Origin of the sequence: Arcobacter acticola (assembly GCF_013177675.1) — a bacterium.
Taxonomy (GTDB): Bacteria; Campylobacterota; Campylobacteria; order Campylobacterales; family Arcobacteraceae; genus Aliarcobacter; species Aliarcobacter acticola.
The window spans coordinates 1484250-1502968 of the sequence record NZ_CP042652.1; the positions used below are offsets into that span (position 1 = coordinate 1484250).

Genomic DNA, 18719 nt, shown 5'->3' on the forward strand with positions numbered 1-18719 from the left:
AAAATTCTATTCTTCCTCATCTTCTTTTTTAGAAGCTGGATTAAATACTTTAGCAATATAAATAGAAACTCCATAAAGTAAAGTAAGAGGTGCGGCCATTAACAATTGACTTATAACATCAGGAGGTGTTAATAATGCTGAAACTACAAATATTAGAATAATTGCATATCTAAAAAAATCTTTTAGCATTCTATCATCAACTAAACCAATTTTAGCAAGGAAAAAAGTAATTACAGGTAACTCAAATGCAATACCAAAACCAATTAAAAGTTTTGTAAAAAATCCAACATATTTACCAATACTTGGAAGTACTGTAACAACCGTTGAACCAAAGTTAATTAAAAACTCAAATCCTACGGGAACAACTATATAGTATGCAAAAGCAGAACCTGATAAAAACATTAGAGTTGCAAAAAATACAAATGGAATTACAAGTTTTTTTTCATGATCATAAAGTCCAGGAGCCAAAAACAACCATAATTGCCAAAATATAACAGGAAGAGATACAATGAATCCTGCAAAAAAAGCTACTTTTAAAGCTGTAAAGAATGTTTCTTGAATTTCAACTGCAACCATTTGTGAGTTTTTAGGTAAAACTGCTTCAACAGGAACCATCATCCAATTTAATATTGGTTCGTAAAAGGAGAAACAAACAAAAAACATTGCAGCTACAGTTAAACATGAAATAACTAATCTTTTTCTAAGATCTGCAATATGGGGTTTTAAATCGTCAAACATTAAGCATTATCCTCTTTTTTTTCATCTAATTTAACTTTAAATTTATCTTCTTTTTTAAAAGAAACTTTTTCTTCTTTAGGTTTTTCTTCAATAGCTTCTATCTTTTTTTCTTCTTTTGTTGAAGAACTCTCTTTTAGATCATCTTTTAAAATATCATTTAATCCTAAGTCAATTTTAGAATCAACTGACAATGATGCTTTAGTATCTTCAATTTGTGATTTGAATTTACTTGCTTCTGCTTTCATTTCAGAGATGTTTAATTCACTATTCAAAGTTGATTTTGCATCATCAATTCCTGTTTTAAATTTCTTAATAAATTTTGCTATTTCAACCATAGCCGTGGGTAGCTTTTCAGGCCCCAATGCGATAATTGCAATAATTGCAATTAAAAAAATTTCCATAAAGCCCATTCCAAACATGTATAACTCCATTGTATAAATAAAGGTAAAAATTCTAGCTAATAAGAGTAAAAAGCCTACTTAAGCGTTTTAGACTATTTATAAATTTTTTCATTTATTTTGTAACATTATTCATTTATTTTAAAATATTAAAAATAATAAAACAATTGTTTTACCAAAAATTTGATAAAATTTAAAATAAGACAAAATTATGTTTAAGGGAAATTATGGAAATAATTGTTATATTAGTCGTTATTGCTATTTTATTTTTTATTGGAAGAAATTATAAAACTGAAGAATTTAAAAATATTAATTTAAAAAGAAAAGATAAATTCGAAGGTGATTTATTAAATCATGAAGCCGGTCTTTTAGTAGCCTTAATGGCAAAAGTTGCAAAAGCTGATGGAAAGGTTTGTGAACTTGAAGCTGAGCTTTTAAAACATACTTTTAATGATATTTCTAGTCATTTTGAAAATAGTGATGAAATTAGAGATAAACTAAAATCGCTATACGCAAAAGAGAAACAAAGTTTTGATAATATGATCAATATTTGTGAGAAATTATATGGTCTTACAAAAAATGATTACAATAAACGTGCTAAAATTATGGAATATTTACTAAATTTAGCATTTATTGATAAAGAATTTTCAGATACTGAAAAAATGATTACGGAAGATATCTCAAATGCATTAAAAATAAGAAAAGAAGATTTTGAAAGATTAATTGAAACTTTTAAAGCATTTTATACACAACAGGCAGCTTCAAAAGCTATTAGTTTAGAAAAAGCTTATGAAGTATTAGAATCAAATATAAATGATGATAATTCTACATTAAAGAAAAATTATAGAAATTTAGTGAAAAAACATCATCCAGATATTATTTCAGGGCAGGGCGCAGCTCAAAATATTATAGATGAAGCTACTAAAAAACTTCAAGAAATAAATGAAGCTTATGAAATAATCAAAAAAGATAGGGGAATATAAATTTGTTAGGATTTGAGAATTCTTATGAAGTATGTAATTGTAAAAAAGTTACAATAGAACAAATTAAAGATGTAATAAAAAATCAAAATGCATCAACTCTTAGAGAAATACAAGATCTAACCACTGCTGGAACTGAGTGTATGCATTGTGTTTTTCCTGAAGGTGATTTTGGAAAAATGAAAAAAAAGATATATTGTAAAGATATATTAAATGAATTAAAAATAGAGCTTGCAAATGGCTAGAAGTTTTCCACATTCTTTTGAAGTGTGCACTTGTAAGCATGTGACTTTGGGTGAAATACTATATGCAATCAAAGAGAAAAATGCTAAAACTCTTGAGGATTTGGGAGATTTAACAGATGCTGGAACTTGTTGTAAATCTTGTAAAAATCCACAAAGTGATGTTGGTGTTGAGAAAATGGAATTGTATTTAGAACAGATATTAGATAAATTTAATAAAGAATAAAAATGAAAAAACAAATTATAGAAAATATAAAAAAATTAATAAATATTAATCCAGAGGATTCAATAGAAATTAATCCAAACTACTTAGAATATTTTGATGAAGAAGAACTTTTAGATATACAAAAAAAACTTGAATTTAAAAAAGAGAATATTTCTAAACTAAGTGTTGATTATTTAGATGAAATTTATGAAAAAACAAAAAAAGATGAGATATAATTACTTAATAAAGGATTAAAAATGATAGACTGGAAAAATATTAAGTTAGATTTAATAAAGTTCTTAAAAGATGAAGTTGAAAAAACTGGATTAAAAAAAGTTACTATGGGACTTTCAGGTGGTTTGGATTCAGCAGTAGTTGCAATTTTATGTAAAGAAGCCTTTGGTGATAATTTAAATTGTGTTTTAATGCCATCGCAATTTTCATCACAAAGTTCGACTGATCATGCCATTGAAGTTTGTGAGAAATTTAATATCAAATATGAAATTATTTCAATAGAGCCAATGGTAAGTGGTTTTATAAAAAATATGGATGAAGATAGACTTAGAATTGGAAACTTTTCTGCTAGAATGAGAATGTCTGTATTATATGATGTATCTTCAAGGGAAAAATCAATAGTTGTAGGAACTTCAAATAAAAGTGAAATACTTTTAGGTTACGGAACAATTTTTGGGGATATTGCTTGTGCTATTAATCCAATAGGTCAAATATATAAAAGTGATGAATTTGAATTTGCAAGACTATTAGGTGTTCCTGAATCTATTTTAAATAAAGCTCCAAGTGCAGACTTATGGGAAGGTCAAAGTGATGAAGAAGAATTAGGTCATTCTTATAAAGAAATGGATGATTTATTAAAAGCAATGATTGATGAAAAAAAATCTAAAGAAGAGTTAATAAATTTAGGTTTTGAAGAAGAGTTTATCAATAAAATAGATTATAGAGTAAAATCAAATGCATTTAAGGGTAAATTACCTGTAATAGCAAATATTAGGTGGAATTAATGGCGAGTAAAAATATAGCAATATACAAAGCAAGTACTGATAATGAAGAATTAAATCAAATTAGATCTGTTTTAGAATCTAAAAATGATTTATCAAAAGTTTTAGAGTTTGAAGAAAGTATGAGAACTTTTATAGGTGCTAAATATGCAGTTGCAACTGCTACTTCAACTGCTGCAATACATTTAGCATTAAGTGCTATTAAACTTAAAAGAGGTGATAAGATTTTAATGTCTGTAAACTCTTTTGTTAATTTACCAGAAGTTGTAAGACACTTTGATGCTGAACCTATTTTTATTGATATCAATATGGAAGATATGAATATTGATATTAATAAATTTGAAGAAGCACTTGCAGCTAATGATTCAAAAAAATTAAGAGGTGCTATTATTACTTTTGTAGCAGGTCAAGCACCTGATTTAGATAGAATTTATGATATTGCAAAAAGATATGGAATTATTTTAATTGAAGATTGTAGATCTAGTTTAGGTGGAACTTATAAGGGTAAAAAAATAGGAAATCTAAGAGCTGATATGACTATTTTTTCAACAAATCCATCAAATTCTAAATATGCAATTTCAAGATCTGGAGTTATTGTTACAAATAATGAAGATATAGCAAACAGAGCAAAACTACTTAGAACTCATGCACTTACAACTACTTATGATAGTTATGGGAATTTAGATTATGTATATGATGTTGTAGATATTGGTCATAAATATGATTTATCTGAACTTGATGCTGCATATGCATTAGCTCAGTTAAATAAAACAGAAAAGTTTATTAAAAGAAGAAAAGAAATAGCTAAACTTTATGAAAAAAGATTAACTGGTGTTAAACATATTGGAATTCCTTCACATAATGATGAGCATATTTTTACACACTTTATAATAAAAGTTTCAAGAAATAGAGATGCCTTTGCAAGAGCTTTAAAAGAAAGGGGTGTTTCAACAGGACTTAACTATATTCCTTTACATCTTTTATCTTATTACAAAACAAAATATTCTATTAAAATAACAGCTTTTTCTAATGCTTTAAATAACTATCAACAAATACTTTCACTACCAATATATGCTAGTTTAAGTGATGAAGATGTTAATTATGTTTGTGACCAAGTAATTGATGTTGCATCTGAGTGGATATAAATTAACTTGAAACAAAAACTATACTTATGGATTGAAGATTATCTCTTCTTTCCAAATAGCTTACAAAAAATAATCTCTTTTTTACTTCTTCCTTTAACTTTTATTTATATGCTAATTATTTTAATTAAACGTGCAATGGCAAAAGAAATAGAGTTTGCTATTCCAATTATTTCAGTTGGAAATATAATTGTAGGTGGTAGTGGGAAAACTCCAGTTACTATAAAATTGGCTTCAAAATATGAAAATGCATGTGTAATTTTAAGAGGTTATGGACGAATTTCAAAGGGTTTATTTGTAGTTTCAAATAAAGGTAAAATTTTAGTAGATGTAAAAACAAGTGGTGATGAAGCTATGCTTTTAGCAAACTCTTTACCAAAAGCTACGATAATAGTAAGTGAAAATAGAATAAAAGCTATTTTAAAAGCAAAAGAGCTTGGATGTAAAATAGTTTTTTTAGATGATGGATTTTCAAAATATCAAATAGCAAAATTTAATATTTTACTAAGACCAAAAGATGAACCAACAAATGTCTTTTGTTTGCCAAGTGGTGGCTATAGAGAACCAAAAGGTTTTTATGCACAAGCTGATATTGAACTTCTTGAAGGAAGTGATTTTAAAAGAGTCATTAGTATTAAAAAAGATGGTATTCAAAGTGAGATTCCATCTCAAACAGTTTTAATAACAGCAATTTCAAAACCTAAAAGATTATTAGAGTATTTACCAAATAATATAGAATTGATTTCTTTTTCTGATCATTATGATTTTACACTAGAAGATATTTCTAAAATACAAGAAAAATATAAAGATTACTCTTTTTTAACCACAGGAAAAGATTTTGTAAAATTAGAAAAATTCAATTTAAAAAATCTTTATTTAATGGATTTAGATATAAAAATTGATGATGAAGTTGATTTTTCTTTGATGAATGAATATATAGAAAGTTTTAATAAAGGGGTTTAAAATGATGGGTGTATTAGTATCTTCATTTTTAATGATATTTATAGTTTTTACTTTTATTTTATATATTTATATTTTAATTGATATTTTAAAACATGAATTTACAGGTTACAATAAAATTATATGGATTCTTGTTTTGATTTTTTTTCCAATTTTAGGTGCAATTTTGTATTTAGTTTTTGGAAGGTCTCAAAGAATAAAGTAGCAAAAAAAGCTACTTTATATTTAGATTGTTTTAGAGAATCTTCTTTTATCTTCAGGAATTTTATTTAAATATGCATCAAATGGCATACAAATATTTCTAATAAGCATAGTTCCTGTTTGAGATACTTCAATTTTCTCATTGCTGATTGTTATTAACTCAGCTTCTTCAAACTCTTTTAAAGCCTCTAGTGCATCTGCAAAGTACTTTTTGAAGTTAATATCAAATTCTTTTTCAACTCTTATTATATTTAAAGAGAAGTTACTCATTAATTCCATAATTACAAATTGTCTTAATTGATCATCTAAAGATAATCTATAACCTTTAAATACAGGTAAATCACCATTATCAATAGCCTTTTCCCAAGGCTCTAAATCTTTGAAGTTTTGGGCATAATAATCAACACCATTTCCAATAGATGTAAGTCCGATTCCTATTAAATCAGCTCCACCTTTAGTTGTATAACCTTGAAAGTTTCTATGTAATTCACCTTTTTCAATGGCTTTAAATAGCTCATCTTCTGGTTTTGCAAAGTGATCCATTCCAACCATTTTATAACCGTTTGATGTAAAGAAATCAATTGTATCTTTTAGCATCTCTAGTTTTTCTTTTGGTTTAGGAAAAGTTGTTTCATCAAACTTTCTCATAGTTTTCATAAGCCAAGGAACATGAGCATAATTAAATACTGCAAATCTATCCGTATCTAAAGTTATCATTTTTTCTAAAGTTCTTTTGAAACTCTCTCTTGTTTGATGAGGAAGTCCATATATTAAATCTGTATTTACAGAATGAATTCCTGCTTCTCTTGCTATTTTAATCACATTTTGAGTTAATTCAAAAGGTTGAATTCTATGAATAGTTTTTTGTACAGTTTCATCTAAATCTTGAACACCAAAACTTAATCTATTGCAACCACCAGCTTTTAAAACATCCATATGCTCTTTTGTAAAATGTCTTGGGTCTACTTCACATGAAACTTCAGCATCACTAGCAAAATTTGGAAAAATATCTTTAATAGCAATAATTACTTCTTCTAATTGCTTAGGAGAGAAGAATGTTGGTGTTCCTCCTCCAAAATGCATTTGAGTTACAACTCTTTGTGTATTTAAATGATTTTTTAGAATATTTAACTCTTTTTTTAAATATTCTATATAAGTTACTTTTTTATCTTCTTTTGAAGTAAAGATTGTATTACATCCACAAAAATAACAAGCACTTCTACAAAAAGGCATATGTATATATAAAGACAAGGCTCTATCATCACTTTGATTTTTATAGTAATCTTTTAAGTCCTCTTGTGTAAACTCAACACTAAACTCAGGGGCTGTTGGATATGAAGTATATCTAGGCCCTGGTCTTGAATATTTCTCGAATTTTTTAAAATCTATCATTTATTTAATATCTCTTTTTCTATCTAACCAAACCATTACACCTTTTTGTGCATGTAGTCTATTTTCTGCTTCTTCAAAGATTAAACTTTGAGGGCCTTCCATAACTTCTTCACTTACTTCATAACCTCTATATGCAGGTAAACAGTGTAAGAAAATAGCTTTTTCTTGCGCAACTTTCATCATATTTGAATCAACGATATAACCTTCAAAATCTTTTAATCTTTTTTCCTTCTCAGCCTCTTGCCCCATTGATACCCAAGTATCAGTTGTAACAACAGTAGAACCTTTTACAGCAACTTTTGGATCATTAGTTATAGTGATTTTTGCACCACTTAATTTTGCCATTTCAAGAGCATTTGCTAAAATTGAAGCATCAACTTCATAACCTTTAGGTGTTGCAATTCTAAGTTCAAAACCAAGTTTTGCAGCCATATTAAGCCATGAATGAGCCATATTATTTCCATCACCAACATATGCAGCAACCAAATCTTTATCAAGACCTGCTTCTTGTATAGTCATATAATCAGCCATTAATTGAACGGGATGGAATTCATTTGTTAAACCATTTATTACAGGAACTTTTGAATATTTTGCGAACTCTTCAATTTTACTATGTTCAAAAGTTCTAATCATTACCATATCAACCATTCTTGAAATTACTCTTGAAGTATCGCTCATTGGCTCACCTCGTCCTAATTGAATATCATTTGATGATAGAAATAAACCTATACCACCTAACTGATAAATACCTGTTTCAAAAGATACTCTAGTTCTTGTTGAACTTTTTTCAAAAATCATTCCCAATGTTTGATTAGGCATATACTTTTTGAACTCTTTTGCTTTAGTCTCAGTTTTAATTTGTTTCGCAAGGTCTAGTATTTCTAAGATCTCATCTTTAGAATAGTCTGCTAATGTTAAGAAATGTCTCATCTTATTTCCTCTGTAAATTAATAAAAACAAACATTCTATTTAATTTAACTTTATAAATACTTAAAATAGATAGTTTTATTATATATATTTTACTCTTTTTTAATTAATTATGTTTTACAAATAGCTTGGAGAGCCCATTTTATGACACTTTTGTGACAAATTAACTCATTAGTTATTAAGAAATTCTCTTCTACAATTACAAAATCTTTAAAAAGGAAATATAAATGATTGATAATATATTAAAAAGAGATGGCTCAAAACAAAAATTTGAATCATTCAAAATAGAAGACGCAATAAAAAAAGCATTTAAAAGTGTAAACATTCAATATGATATTTCTATATTTTTTAATGTTTTGTTCGAAATAAAACAAAAAAGATTAGTTGCCGTTGAAGATATACAAGATATTATAGAAAAAGAGTTATTTAAAGCAAGATATTTTGATGTTATGAAATCATTTATTTTATATAGACATTTGCATAAAATACAAAGGGAACAAATATTACAAATTGCAAGTGATACCACATATATAAATTCAACTCAAACAATACAAGAGTATATAAATGGAAATGATTGGAGAATAAAAGCAAATTCAAATACAGGATATTCTCACGCTGGACTTATAAACAATAGTGCAGGAAAAGTAATAGCAAACTATTGGCTTGATAAGGTTTACTCAAAAGAAGAAGGGTATGCCCATAGAAATGCTGATTATCATATTCATGATTTAGATTGTTTAAGTGGATATTGTGCAGGTTGGAGTTTAAGAGTCTTATTAGATGAGGGATTTAATGGGGTAAGAGGTAGAGTTGAAAGCACTGCTCCTTCTCATTTTAGAGAAGCTTTAGGACAAATGGCAAATTTCTTAGGAATACTACAAAGTGAATGGGCAGGTGCTCAAGCTTTTAGTAGTTTTGATACTTATTTAGCTCCTTATGTTTTTAAAGATAATTTATCATATAGTGAAATAAAAAAAGCTGTAAGATCTTTTATATATAACCTTAATGTTCCAGCGCGTTGGGGACAAAGTCCATTTACAAATATAACTATAGATTGGACGGTTCCTTCTGATTTAAAAGATCAAATACCAACACGAAATCAAAAACATCTTCTAAAAGATTTTGTAAATGATGAATTATTGGAAAAAATCAAAGAAAAAGGTTATAAGTCATTTGAAGAGTTAACTTATAAAGATTTCCAAAAAGAGATGAATCAAATAAATAAGGCCTATTATGAAATAATGACTCAAGGGGATAAAACTGGGCAACCTTTTACTTTTCCAATTCCAACTGTTAATATCACTGAAGATTTTGATTGGTATGGAGAAAATACAGATGTATTATTTGAAAATACGGCAAAAATAGGAAGTTCATATTTTCAGAATTTTATAGGTAGTCAATATGTAAAAGATGAAAATGGAAATTTAGTTCCAAATGAGAAAGCCTATAAACCAGGTCATGTACGTTCTATGTGTTGTAGATTACAACTTGACTTAAGAGAACTTTTAAAACGTGGTGGCGGTCTTTTTGGTTCGGCTGAAATGACAGGAAGTATTGGGGTTGTTACAATTAACATGGCAAGACTTGGATATTTATATAAAAGTGATATAAATGGATTACTTTTACGACTTGAAGAGCTAATGGAGCTTGCAAAATCAACACTAGAAAAAAAGAGGGTATTTGTACAAGATATGTATGAAAGAGGCTTATACCCATATACAAAAAGGTATTTACCAAGTTTTAATAACCATTTTTCAACTATTGGTGTAAATGGAATGAATGAAATGATAAAAAACTACTTCGGAGAAAATATTGATATATCTACAACAGTTGGTAATAATTTTTGTATAGAAATATTAGATTTTATGAGAGATAAAATGATTAAATTTCAAGAAGAAACAGGAAATTTATATAACCTTGAAGCAACACCGGCTGAAGGAACTACTTATAGATTTGCAAAAGAAGATAAAAAAAGATATAAAGATATTATTCAAGCAGGTAAAAATAAAAATATCTATTATACAAATTCTTCACAACTTCCAGTTGATTATACTGATGACCCCTTTGAAGCCTTGTCTTTACAAGATGAACTTCAATGTAAATATACAGGAGGAACAGTTTTACACTTATACATGAATGAAAGAATATCTTCAATAGATGCTTGTAGAAAGTTTGTAAAAAATACAATTACAAATTTTAAATTACCCTATATTACAGTGACACCACTGTTTTCTGTTTGCGAAATTCATGGTTATTTACATGGTGAACATGAATATTGCCCAAAATGCGATGAAGAAATCTTAAAAAAGGAGTTAAAAAATGATGGAAAAACAAGAATTGCTTGAGAAAAATAGCGAGAAAAGAACAAAGTGTATGGTTTATACTAGGGTTATGGGTTACCATAGACCAGTGGAAAGTTTCAACATAGGAAAAAAAGGTGAGCACAATCAAAGAGTTAAATTTATTGAATCAAAAGATTGTCTATAACATTACAAAATTTACAACAACAGATTATGTAGGACATTTGTCTTGCATAATTTGGTTTGTTTCTTGTAACTTTAGATGTTTGTATTGCTATAATGATAATATAGTTTATACAAAAGAGGGAAATTATACTCAAAATAATATTCTTGATTTTTTAAAAACAAGAATTGGACTTCTTGATTCTGTAGTTTTATCAGGTGGAGAAGCAACCGTTCATAATGTTATACCAATTTGCAAAGAGATAAAAAAATTAGGCTTAAAAATAAAACTTGATACCAATGCTACAAATTTACCACAAATAAAAAAACTAATAGAATTAAATTTATTAGATTATATAGCCATTGATTTTAAAGCACCAAAGTATAAATTTAAAGAAATAGTAGGTGTTGATATGTATGATAATACTATTAAGACTATACAATATCTAATAAGTATAGATTTTACTTTCGAATTAAGAACTACAATAAATAAATCTTTGTTAGATGAAAATGATATAAATAGTATGATAGAAACTATTTCTAATTTAGGATATAAAAATATTTACTATTTACAAAACTTCTTAGAAACCTCATCAAATATTGGAAATATTTCTAAATCTTCTAATATAGATAAAAGTAAAATAAATACCCAAAATTTAACTATTCAATATAGAAATTAAATATCCTTGTGCAGATATATTTTCAACTATTGATTTTGATGTTTTAAGTCTAAGTCTTTTTATAAAAGTTCTTAATCTCTCATCATTAACTTCTTCATCCCAAAGTACTTCTTTAATATATTGATTACTTACTATGGTATTTTTATTTTTTATAAGTAAAAAAAGAAACTCTTTTTCTCTTTTTGTTAAAGTTATCAAAGAATTGTCTTTGTATAAAGACATAGTGTTATTATCAAAAATAAAATCCTCTTTTAGTAGAACTTGTTTTTGCTTGTGTAAGCTTGGAGCTATTTTATTTATATGCTCTATTACTTCTTCTGGATCAAAAGGTTTAATAAAATACTTACTAATTCCCACATCTATAGCTTTTAAAAGCTTTTCTTTATCAGAATGAGCACTTAGAATAATAATAGGAATAAAACTATCTAATTCTTTTATCTTAATAGTCATATCTAATCCATCACATAAAGGCATCATAATATCAGTTATTATGATATCAGGCTTAAAAGTTTTAAATTTTTTTAAACCTTCTATTCCATCTTTTGCAATTACTACAGAAAAGAAACAATCAGAAATGGCATCTTTTAAAAGTTGTGCAATTCTTTTTTCATCTTCTACAATTAGAATTTTTAGTGTTTTTAATAGTTCGTAGTTCATATTTGTTCCATATATATTATTTATAAAACTAGTTTTATAGTAAAAATAGAGCCATCTTTGGTATTTTTATGGCTAAGTTGTCCATCTAAACTTTTTTCTATAATCATTTTAGACATAAAAAGCCCAAGTCCTGTTCCTTGAGATTTATGTTTTGTTGTAAAGTAGGGCTCAAATATTTTATCTATATTTTCTTTAGTAATTCCCCCTGCATTATCACTTATTTCTAAGAGAGAGTATTTTTTATCTAAAATTTGCTTTTCTTTTAATGTAATCATTATAGTTCTATTTGTTATATCGTTTTGAATAAATGCATCTTTTGAGTTCTGAATTAGGTTTATGATTACTTGTGAAAGTTCATTTGATACACCTATAACTTTATAATTAATTGGAACATCAATTTGAATGTGAATATTTTCTAACTCTATTACCTTTCTTAGTACCATTAAAGCTTCATTTACAGCTTCTTTAATTTCAAAGCTTTTTTTCTCTTTTTGTGGATTAAAGAAATTTGAAAAATCTTCTATGGTTAAAGACATATTTGAAATAAGGCTTTTACTTTCTTTATATAATTCATCTACTTTTTTCTCATTGTTTTGTGTACAGGCTTTTTTCATATTAAAAAGTGTAAGATTAAGCTCTGTTAATGGCTGTCTCCATTGGTGAGCTATATTTGCTAACATTTGACCTAAACTTGCCATTCTTGATTGCCAAAAAAGAAGTTTTTGTTTCTCTTCATTTTTTTTAATCTCTTCTTGAACTCTTTGCTCTAGTGTTTTATTTAACTCTTTTAACTGTTTTGTTTGTTCTTTTACTTTTTGTTCTAAATTTAGATTTAACTGCTCAAGCTCTTTCTCTTTTAATTCAAGGCTTTTTTTGAGTTCAACTTCAGCAGTTACATCATATCTAATTGCAATAAATTCAATTATGTTTTGATTTTCATCTAGTATTGGAGTAATTGTAGTATTTAAATAAACTGTTGAACCATTTTTTGATAGATTTTTAACAGTTGCTTTAAAGGGTTTTTTTGAAAGTATTGTTTGCCATAGAGTTTCAAAATTTGAAGTAGCAACCTCTGGATGTCTTACGATATTATGGTTTTGACCTATCAGTTCATCATAAGAGTATCCAGAAATTTTGCAAAACTCATCATTTACAAAAGTTATAATTCCATTTATATCAGTTTTTGATACTATATTTGAATTTTCAATTGCTTCTTGATAAGTATTGCTCATTTTTAGTTTTGTTTTCTTAATAATTCACAAACTTCTTTTGCATGGTAAGAGATAATTATATTAGCTCCTGCTCTTTTAAAAGCAATCATAGTTTCCATCATAACTCTTTCATAATCAATTAATCCTGCAAGTCCAGCGTGTTTTAGCATTGCATACTCTCCACTTACATTGTAAACACATAAAGGAAGATTTGAAGCATTTCTAATGTCTCTAATTACATCTAAAAATGCAAGAGCAGGTTTAACCATAAGTATATCTGCCCCTTCTTTTTCATCTTCTAATGATTCTTCAATGGCTTCTAGTCTATTTGCAGGATTCATTTGATATGTTCTTCTATCTCCAAAAGATGGAGTAGATTCTGCAACATCTCTAAATGGTCCATAATATCCACTTGCAAATTTTGTAGAATATGCCATTATTGGTAGGTTTTTAAATCCATTTTCATCTAAAGCATTTCTAAGTGTTGATATAATTCCATCCATCATTCCAGAAGGTGCAATCATATCAGCTCCAGCACGAGCATGAACGATTGCTTGTTGAGCTGAAATTTCTAAAGTTTTATCATTATCAACTGTTTGAGTTTTAGGATCAAGTATTCCACAATGACCATGATCTGTATATTCACAAAAACATAAATCAGTTACAATAAACATTTGTGGGAATTTTTCTTTAATAGCTTTTATTGTTCTTGAAATAATACTCTCATTACATAAACATTCACTACCAACTGAATCTTTAACATCTGGAATGGCAAATAATATGATTGATTTTAAATTAATGCTTACAAGATATTCACACTCTTTTAATATTTCATCAATACTCATTTGATAAACACCTGGCATTGAAGAAACTTCAGTTTTTATACCACTTCCTTCTCTTACAAATAATGGATATATGAAATCATCAGCAGTAATTGTAGTTTCTTGAACTAAATTTCTTAAAGTTTCATTTATTCTTAGTCTTCTAAATCGTTTAAACATTCTATTTACCTCTTTTGGTTATAATCCTCTGATTTTAACAGTTTAAGGTTTAAATACAAATGAATATAATACAATCAAATATAGCTAATTTACCAACAAAATACGGAAAATTTAAAATAAAAGCTTACAAAGACGCAAATCAAGAGCATTTAGCAATTATGAGTGAGAATTTTGAAACTCTTGATGCACCTTATGTAAGAATACACTCAGAATGCCTAACAGGGGATACACTTGGAAGTTTAAAGTGTGATTGCCAAAATCAATTAGATTTATCACTAAAATTTATTGCTGAACATGGCGGTTTAGTAATTTACCATAGACAAGAAGGAAGAAACATAGGTTTACTTAACAAAGTTAATGCCTATGCACTTCAAGACCAAGGAAGAAATACTATTCAAGCAAATTTAGAATTAGGTTTTGGTGAAGATGATAGGGATTACAGTATAGTTGGATATATTTTTAATGACTTAGGTGTAAAAAAGTTAAAACTTATTACAAATAATCCTAAAAAAATACAATATGTTGAATCTTTAGGAGTTGAAATAGTTGAACGAATTCCTGCAATTACAAAATCAAATAAATATAATGAAGCTTATTTATTTACAAAAAAAGAACATATGGGACACATGCTTTAATGGCTTTAAAACAACTCTTAGAAGAACATAATCTTCAATTTGATGATAAGTTTTATGCAGATTGCAATGTCTTTATAAGACTGTTACAACAATGGGGGAAAGTTCACAATCTTAGTGGAAAACTTTCAAGAGAAGATATTGAAGAAAATATTTTAGATTCTATTTATCCTTTATCATTTATAGATAAATATGAAAGTTTTGCAGATATTGGAACAGGGGCAGGTTATCCAGGTCTTATTTTAGCAATTGCTCAAAGAGATGTAAAATCATATCTAATAGAGCCAAGAATTAAAAGAGTTTCTTTTTTAAATTTTGTGAAAGCTAGTTTAAAACTTGATAACTTAACGGTACTTTGTAATAGAGTAGAAGAGGTTAAAGATTTACAAGTTGATTTAATTACCTCAAGAGCTGTTACAAATACTTCTTTACTTTTAGATATAACTACAAATATAAAAAAAGATAATAGCTCATATTTATTTTATAAGGGTAGTATGTTGGATGAAGAGTTAGAAGTAGCAAAAGTTAATGATTATAAAATAGTAAATAGAAAAGATAGAAATTATCTTTATATAAAAGGGGAATAATGCTTTTAAAAATAATAGCTATATTTGTAGTTCTTTTTTTAGTTTATATTCTTTTTTTCAAAAAGAATAGAGAAAAAGATATTAAAAATAAGAAAAATGAAATTATAGAAGATGAAATGGTTGAATGTCCAACTTGTAAAATTTTCATATCTCAAAAAGAAGCAATTTTAAGCAATGGAAAGTTTTATTGTTCAAAAGATTGTTTGTTAAATAAGTAAGGAAGTATAATGATACTTATTGGAGATAAATTAGTACCTTTTCCAGAAATTTCATTTATTTCAAACATAGAGCAAATAAATAGTACAAAAGCTAATTCTATTGTACTATTTGTTTATGATGAAAAGTTATTAAAGTATGTGTGTGATAATGAATTACCATCAGCTGTGATTGTAAAATCAATAAAAGATGCAATATATTGTAACAATTTGAACGTTAAATATATAATCTCAGAAAAAACTCTAGCTAGTCAAATACAAAAAATAGCAGATAATTATATGTATGATTCTAAAAATCTTGCAATAATTGATTCAAATGATGAATTTGAAGAGATAGCGATAAATGAAATTGATGGTATTATTTACAGAAGTTTGATTCAATAAAATGATAAAAAAACTTTTTTTTCTTCTAATACTTAGCATATACTCATATGCGTGTAGTGGTGATTGTATGGCTTGCCATCCAATTTTAAAAGAATCAATAAAAGAAAAACATCACCAAATATTAACTTCATGTATTGCTTGTCATACTAAAACTCCTGCTGCTATGGCTGAATGTGGAGGGGATTGTTTTTCTTGCCATTCTCAAAATAAACTTATTGAATCAAATAGGATAGAGCATAAAAATTTAGCGTCTTGTAAAGAATGCCATATAAACAAAGAGGATTTATTTAAAAATCCTACTATGAATAGCGGTTCTACTTTATCAGATTTACTTAATAATAAGTGATTTTTAGTTAAACTATTGACCTCTTATTAGATACAAAACTTAGGATAAATGTGAAAGATATACTAGATACAATAATACTTATTATGTTTGTAATTATGGTTGCAATGTTCATTATTAACTTTAATAGACAACAAATAAAAAAACATACAGATAAATTTGATGGAAATGAAAAAAGAAATACTGAAAAGAAGGAAGAAACAATAAATGAATAAACCATTATTAATTGAAATTGGTGTTGAAGAATTACCAGCAATTCCATTTTTAAATGAATTGCCAAACATTGAAAAAAAATGGAGTGATATTTTAGAAAAAAATAGACTTTTATGTGATTTTGATTTCTTTTATACACCAAGAAGATTAGTATTATGGCATAGAGAGTTCCAAGTATCTCAAGAAGATTCTTTAATTGAACAATTCGGAGCTCCTGTTAAAATAGCTTATAGAGATGGAGAGCCTACAGGTGCTGCTTTAGGTTTTGCTAAAAAATGTGGAGTTGATATTTCAGAAATTGGGAAAATGGACCAAGGTAAAGGCGAAGTTTTATATTTTAAACAAGAAGTAAAAGGTAGTTTATCTTCTACTTTATTAAATAATATGGTAAATGAATTCATAGCTTCTTTAAACTTTGGAAAATCTATGAGATGGGCAAGTAGAACTGATAGTTTTATTAGACCAATTAGATCTTTATCTATTATTTTAGGGGAAGAAATAGTTGATGCTGAACTATTTGGAGTAAAATCATCTAACTTCTCATTTGCTCATAGAATGGTTTCTTATGAGCCATTTACTTACTCTTTTGCAGGGGATTACTTCTGTAAGCTTGATAAAAATGGTGTTATTTTATATCCAGATGAAAGAAGAGAAAAAATTCTTTCTCAAATGAAAGATATAGAACAAAGACACAATGTAAAAATTGATATTGATAAAGAATTACTAGAAGAGGTTGTTGCAATCACAGAATATCCAACAGCTTTAATTGGTCAATTTGATATTGAGTTTTTAGAATTACCAGAAGAGGTAATTGTAACATCTATGAAAGAACACCAAAGATATTTTGCTGTTTATAAAGATGGAAACTTAACAAATAATTTCATTGTTGTTTCAAATTCAAAAACAGAAGATTTTGGATACATAATTTCAGGAAATGAAAAAGTATTAAGACCAAGACTTGCTGATGCAATGTTTTTCTATAAAAATGATATTAAAAAAGGCTTATCAAATGAAGGTCTCAAAAAACTAGTATTTGTTGAAGGTCTTGGATCTATGTATGAAAAATGCGAAAGAGAAGCAAAAATTGCATCTTATTTAGCAGATATTTTTAAAGTTGAAGAAAAAGAGTTATTACAAAAATCTGTAATGCTTTCAAAAGCTGATTTAATGTCTGAAATGGTTTATGAGTTCACAGAACTTCAAGGACTAATGGGATATTACTATGCAAAAATAGCAAATGAAGATGAGTTAGTTTATACAGCACTTAAAGAGCAGTATTTACCAGATGGTGAAGACTCTGAGCTTCCATCAAATGTGTTCTCTTCAATTGTTGCATTATCTTATAAATTAGATAATTTAATGGGATTATTCAGTGTTGGCAAAATTCCAACAGGTTCTAAAGATCCATTTGGACTTAGAAGAGCAGCAGCTGGAATTGTAAAAATTGCAATGGAACATAAATTAGCAATTGATTTAGCAAAAATTATTGATGCATTAAGTGCAAACTATAAAAACTTGGATAAAAAAGCTTTAATTGAGTTTTTTAATGAAAGATTATTTAAAATATTTGAGGTAAATCCAACTGTAATAAAAGCTGTATTAGCAAGTGGTGAAACAGATGTTTATAAAGTTTCTCAAAAACTTTGTGCATTAAATCCAATAGTTCAAAGTGATAACTTTAAAGAGTATGTTGCAACATTCAAAAGAGTTGCAAATATTATAAAAGATATTGATACTTCAAAAGAGTTAGCTATTGATGATAAACTATTTGAAAATAAAGAAGAAACAGAACTATTTACAAAATACAATGAAGTATCTTCAAGAACATATGCAAGTTATGAAGAGGAATTAGAAGCTTTATTTTCTTTAAAAACTCAATTAGATAACTTCTTTGAAAATGTATTTGTAAATCATGAAAATGAAGCAATAAAAACAAATAGAAAAAATCTAATTGGACTTGTTTACCAAGGATTTAAAAACATAGCAGATATTAAAGAAATTACTATTTAATAGTTTTTTACTATAATTTACTTGTAAAGCTAAGATTCTTGGCTTTGCAAGTCTTCTTAAAAAATTTTACTTCTTATAAACTATTAATAAAATCTTTAAATATATTATTCTATTACTTCTAAA

Annotated in this window: 25 protein-coding genes; 18 read left to right on the plus strand and 7 right to left on the minus strand. The window is 27.0% G+C overall.

The genetic code is table 11. The features are described 5' to 3' along the window. Positions 1 to 6: 6 nt before the first annotated feature. Both tatC and tatB read right to left on the minus strand, forming a co-directional pair. Complete coding sequence (tatC, locus tag AACT_RS07550) at positions 7 to 738, minus strand: twin-arginine translocase subunit TatC (protein ID WP_172126221.1); 732 nt, start codon at positions 736 to 738, stop codon at positions 7 to 9. Continuing rightward, entirely contained in the window at positions 738 to 1169 is a 432-nt protein-coding gene (gene tatB / locus AACT_RS07555) for a Sec-independent protein translocase protein TatB (protein WP_346726255.1), read from the minus strand. Before tatB ends, tatC begins: the two co-directional genes overlap by 1 nt. Positions 1170 to 1363: 194 nt before the next feature. On the opposite strand from tatB, the gene AACT_RS07560 reads away from it, so the two are divergent. Genes AACT_RS07560 through AACT_RS07595 form a run of 8 tightly spaced genes read left to right on the plus strand, consistent with a single transcriptional unit; the run spans position 1364 to position 5886 of the window. Next, positions 1364 to 2119 (plus strand): TerB family tellurite resistance protein, encoded by a 756-nt coding sequence (locus AACT_RS07560; RefSeq protein ID WP_172126223.1) that lies wholly within the window; start codon positions 1364 to 1366, stop codon positions 2117 to 2119. Positions 2120 to 2121: 2 nt separating this feature from the next. Next, a complete protein-coding gene (locus AACT_RS07565; protein ID WP_172126224.1) occupies positions 2122 to 2361 on the plus strand; it encodes a (2Fe-2S)-binding protein in 240 nt (79 codons plus the stop codon). Next, positions 2354 to 2584, plus strand: a complete 231-nt coding sequence (locus AACT_RS07570) for a (2Fe-2S)-binding protein (protein ID WP_172126225.1) — start codon at positions 2354 to 2356, stop codon at positions 2582 to 2584. Before AACT_RS07565 ends, AACT_RS07570 begins: the two co-directional genes overlap by 8 nt. Before the next feature lie 2 nt (positions 2585 to 2586). Next, positions 2587 to 2799, plus strand: a complete 213-nt coding sequence (locus AACT_RS07575; RefSeq protein ID WP_172126226.1) for a hypothetical protein — start codon at positions 2587 to 2589, stop codon at positions 2797 to 2799. Between the two features lie 21 nt (positions 2800 to 2820). Then, entirely contained in the window at positions 2821 to 3582 is a 762-nt protein-coding gene (locus AACT_RS07580; RefSeq protein WP_172126227.1) for an NAD+ synthase, read from the plus strand. Then, entirely contained in the window at positions 3582 to 4724 is a 1143-nt protein-coding gene (locus AACT_RS07585) for a DegT/DnrJ/EryC1/StrS family aminotransferase (protein ID WP_172126228.1), read from the plus strand. The genes AACT_RS07580 and AACT_RS07585 overlap by 1 nt, the downstream gene beginning before the upstream one ends. A 6-nt stretch (positions 4725 to 4730) precedes the next feature. Continuing rightward, positions 4731 to 5684: a tetraacyldisaccharide 4'-kinase gene (locus AACT_RS07590; protein WP_172126229.1), complete on the plus strand. Its 954-nt coding sequence runs from the start codon at positions 4731 to 4733 to the stop codon at positions 5682 to 5684. Position 5685: 1 nt separating this feature from the next. Further along, the gene (locus tag AACT_RS07595) at positions 5686 to 5886 is read left to right on the plus strand and encodes a PLDc N-terminal domain-containing protein (protein WP_172126230.1); all 201 of its coding nucleotides are present in this window, start codon (positions 5686 to 5688) and stop codon (positions 5884 to 5886) included. A 20-nt stretch (positions 5887 to 5906) separates the two neighbouring features. Here AACT_RS07595 and hemN read toward each other — a convergent pair whose 3' ends face one another. Beyond that, positions 5907 to 7274 (minus strand): oxygen-independent coproporphyrinogen III oxidase, encoded by a 1368-nt coding sequence (gene hemN / locus AACT_RS07600; protein WP_172126231.1) that lies wholly within the window; start codon positions 7272 to 7274, stop codon positions 5907 to 5909. Further along, positions 7275 to 8204, minus strand: coding sequence for an ornithine carbamoyltransferase (gene argF, locus AACT_RS07605; RefSeq protein ID WP_172126232.1), 930 nt, complete (start codon positions 8202 to 8204; stop codon positions 7275 to 7277). It abuts the gene before it with no gap. A 224-nt stretch (positions 8205 to 8428) separates the two neighbouring features. Between argF and AACT_RS07610 the strand changes: the two genes are divergently transcribed. From AACT_RS07610 to AACT_RS07620, 3 genes are read left to right on the plus strand one after another with little or no spacing between them, the layout of a single operon-like run. Next, positions 8429 to 10546: a ribonucleoside triphosphate reductase gene (locus tag AACT_RS07610; RefSeq protein WP_172126233.1), complete on the plus strand. Its 2118-nt coding sequence runs from the start codon at positions 8429 to 8431 to the stop codon at positions 10544 to 10546. Next, the gene (gene nrdD, locus AACT_RS15625; protein ID WP_172128589.1) at positions 10524 to 10688 is read left to right on the plus strand and encodes an anaerobic ribonucleoside-triphosphate reductase; all 165 of its coding nucleotides are present in this window, start codon (positions 10524 to 10526) and stop codon (positions 10686 to 10688) included. The genes AACT_RS07610 and nrdD overlap by 23 nt, the downstream gene beginning before the upstream one ends. Beyond that, positions 10666 to 11343 carry an anaerobic ribonucleoside-triphosphate reductase activating protein gene (locus AACT_RS07620; protein WP_172128587.1) on the plus strand — a complete coding sequence of 226 codons (678 nt, stop codon included), beginning with the start codon at positions 10666 to 10668 and terminating at the stop codon, positions 11341 to 11343. The genes nrdD and AACT_RS07620 overlap by 23 nt, the downstream gene beginning before the upstream one ends. Here AACT_RS07620 and AACT_RS07625 read toward each other — a convergent pair. Genes AACT_RS07625 through hemB form a run of 3 tightly spaced genes read right to left on the minus strand, consistent with a single transcriptional unit; the run spans position 11320 to position 14212 of the window. After that, a complete protein-coding gene (locus AACT_RS07625) occupies positions 11320 to 12000 on the minus strand; it encodes a response regulator transcription factor (protein WP_172126234.1) in 681 nt (226 codons plus the stop codon). The genes AACT_RS07620 and AACT_RS07625 overlap by 24 nt on opposite strands. 20 nt (positions 12001 to 12020) lie before the next feature. Further along, positions 12021 to 13232 carry a PAS domain-containing sensor histidine kinase gene (locus AACT_RS07630; RefSeq protein WP_172126235.1) on the minus strand — a complete coding sequence of 404 codons (1212 nt, stop codon included), beginning with the start codon at positions 13230 to 13232 and terminating at the stop codon, positions 12021 to 12023. Positions 13233 to 13234: 2 nt separating this feature from the next. Next, entirely contained in the window at positions 13235 to 14212 is a 978-nt protein-coding gene (gene hemB / locus AACT_RS07635; protein WP_172126236.1) for a porphobilinogen synthase, read from the minus strand. Between the two features lie 59 nt (positions 14213 to 14271). Between hemB and ribA the strand changes: the two genes are divergently transcribed. From ribA to glyS, 7 genes are read left to right on the plus strand one after another with little or no spacing between them, the layout of a single operon-like run. Next, complete coding sequence (gene ribA, locus AACT_RS07640) at positions 14272 to 14847, plus strand: GTP cyclohydrolase II (RefSeq protein ID WP_172126237.1); 576 nt, start codon at positions 14272 to 14274, stop codon at positions 14845 to 14847. Beyond that, positions 14847 to 15431: a 16S rRNA (guanine(527)-N(7))-methyltransferase RsmG gene (gene rsmG / locus AACT_RS07645; RefSeq protein ID WP_172126238.1), complete on the plus strand. Its 585-nt coding sequence runs from the start codon at positions 14847 to 14849 to the stop codon at positions 15429 to 15431. Before ribA ends, rsmG begins: the two co-directional genes overlap by 1 nt. Further along, positions 15431 to 15649, plus strand: a complete 219-nt coding sequence (locus AACT_RS07650; protein ID WP_172126239.1) for a PP0621 family protein — start codon at positions 15431 to 15433, stop codon at positions 15647 to 15649. Before rsmG ends, AACT_RS07650 begins: the two co-directional genes overlap by 1 nt. Before the next feature lie 9 nt (positions 15650 to 15658). Further along, positions 15659 to 16030 carry a hypothetical protein gene (locus tag AACT_RS07655; protein WP_172126240.1) on the plus strand — a complete coding sequence of 124 codons (372 nt, stop codon included), beginning with the start codon at positions 15659 to 15661 and terminating at the stop codon, positions 16028 to 16030. A 1-nt stretch (position 16031) separates the two neighbouring features. Beyond that, complete coding sequence (locus tag AACT_RS07660; protein ID WP_172126241.1) at positions 16032 to 16376, plus strand: hypothetical protein; 345 nt, start codon at positions 16032 to 16034, stop codon at positions 16374 to 16376. A 50-nt stretch (positions 16377 to 16426) separates the two neighbouring features. After that, a complete protein-coding gene (locus tag AACT_RS07665) occupies positions 16427 to 16588 on the plus strand; it encodes a hypothetical protein (protein ID WP_172126242.1) in 162 nt (53 codons plus the stop codon). Then, on the plus strand, positions 16581 to 18596 hold the full coding sequence (gene glyS / locus AACT_RS07670; RefSeq protein WP_172126243.1) for a glycine--tRNA ligase subunit beta: 2016 nt from the start codon (positions 16581 to 16583) through the stop codon (positions 18594 to 18596). The genes AACT_RS07665 and glyS overlap by 8 nt, the downstream gene beginning before the upstream one ends. Positions 18597 to 18719 lie beyond the last annotated feature (123 nt).

What these genes read in the sequence shown, in the direction of transcription:
- tatC (WP_172126221.1), bottom strand. Translation starts at nt 738, where the DNA reads ATGTTTGACGATTTAAAACCCCATATTGCAGATCTTAGAAAAAGATTA.
- tatB (WP_346726255.1), bottom strand. Translation starts at nt 1,169, where the DNA reads ATGGAGTTATACATGTTTGGAATGGGCTTTATGGAAATTTTTTTAATT.
- AACT_RS07560 (WP_172126223.1), top strand. Translation starts at nt 1,364, where the DNA reads ATGGAAATAATTGTTATATTAGTCGTTATTGCTATTTTATTTTTTATT.
- AACT_RS07570 (WP_172126225.1), top strand. Translation starts at nt 2,354, where the DNA reads ATGGCTAGAAGTTTTCCACATTCTTTTGAAGTGTGCACTTGTAAGCAT.
- AACT_RS07575 (WP_172126226.1), top strand. Translation starts at nt 2,587, where the DNA reads ATGAAAAAACAAATTATAGAAAATATAAAAAAATTAATAAATATTAAT.
- AACT_RS07580 (WP_172126227.1), top strand. Translation starts at nt 2,821, where the DNA reads ATGATAGACTGGAAAAATATTAAGTTAGATTTAATAAAGTTCTTAAAA.
- AACT_RS07585 (WP_172126228.1), top strand. Translation starts at nt 3,582, where the DNA reads ATGGCGAGTAAAAATATAGCAATATACAAAGCAAGTACTGATAATGAA.
- AACT_RS07595 (WP_172126230.1), top strand. Translation starts at nt 5,686, where the DNA reads ATGATGGGTGTATTAGTATCTTCATTTTTAATGATATTTATAGTTTTT.
- hemN (WP_172126231.1), bottom strand. Translation starts at nt 7,274, where the DNA reads ATGATAGATTTTAAAAAATTCGAGAAATATTCAAGACCAGGGCCTAGA.
- argF (WP_172126232.1), bottom strand. Translation starts at nt 8,204, where the DNA reads ATGAGACATTTCTTAACATTAGCAGACTATTCTAAAGATGAGATCTTA.
- AACT_RS07610 (WP_172126233.1), top strand. Translation starts at nt 8,429, where the DNA reads ATGATTGATAATATATTAAAAAGAGATGGCTCAAAACAAAAATTTGAA.
- nrdD (WP_172128589.1), top strand. Translation starts at nt 10,524, where the DNA reads ATGGAAAAACAAGAATTGCTTGAGAAAAATAGCGAGAAAAGAACAAAG.
- AACT_RS07625 (WP_172126234.1), bottom strand. Translation starts at nt 12,000, where the DNA reads ATGAACTACGAACTATTAAAAACACTAAAAATTCTAATTGTAGAAGAT.
- AACT_RS07630 (WP_172126235.1), bottom strand. Translation starts at nt 13,232, where the DNA reads ATGAGCAATACTTATCAAGAAGCAATTGAAAATTCAAATATAGTATCA.
- hemB (WP_172126236.1), bottom strand. Translation starts at nt 14,212, where the DNA reads ATGTTTAAACGATTTAGAAGACTAAGAATAAATGAAACTTTAAGAAAT.
- ribA (WP_172126237.1), top strand. Translation starts at nt 14,272, where the DNA reads ATGAATATAATACAATCAAATATAGCTAATTTACCAACAAAATACGGA.
- rsmG (WP_172126238.1), top strand. Translation starts at nt 14,847, where the DNA reads ATGGCTTTAAAACAACTCTTAGAAGAACATAATCTTCAATTTGATGAT.
- AACT_RS07650 (WP_172126239.1), top strand. Translation starts at nt 15,431, where the DNA reads ATGCTTTTAAAAATAATAGCTATATTTGTAGTTCTTTTTTTAGTTTAT.
- AACT_RS07655 (WP_172126240.1), top strand. Translation starts at nt 15,659, where the DNA reads ATGATACTTATTGGAGATAAATTAGTACCTTTTCCAGAAATTTCATTT.
- AACT_RS07660 (WP_172126241.1), top strand. Translation starts at nt 16,032, where the DNA reads ATGATAAAAAAACTTTTTTTTCTTCTAATACTTAGCATATACTCATAT.
- glyS (WP_172126243.1), top strand. Translation starts at nt 16,581, where the DNA reads ATGAATAAACCATTATTAATTGAAATTGGTGTTGAAGAATTACCAGCA.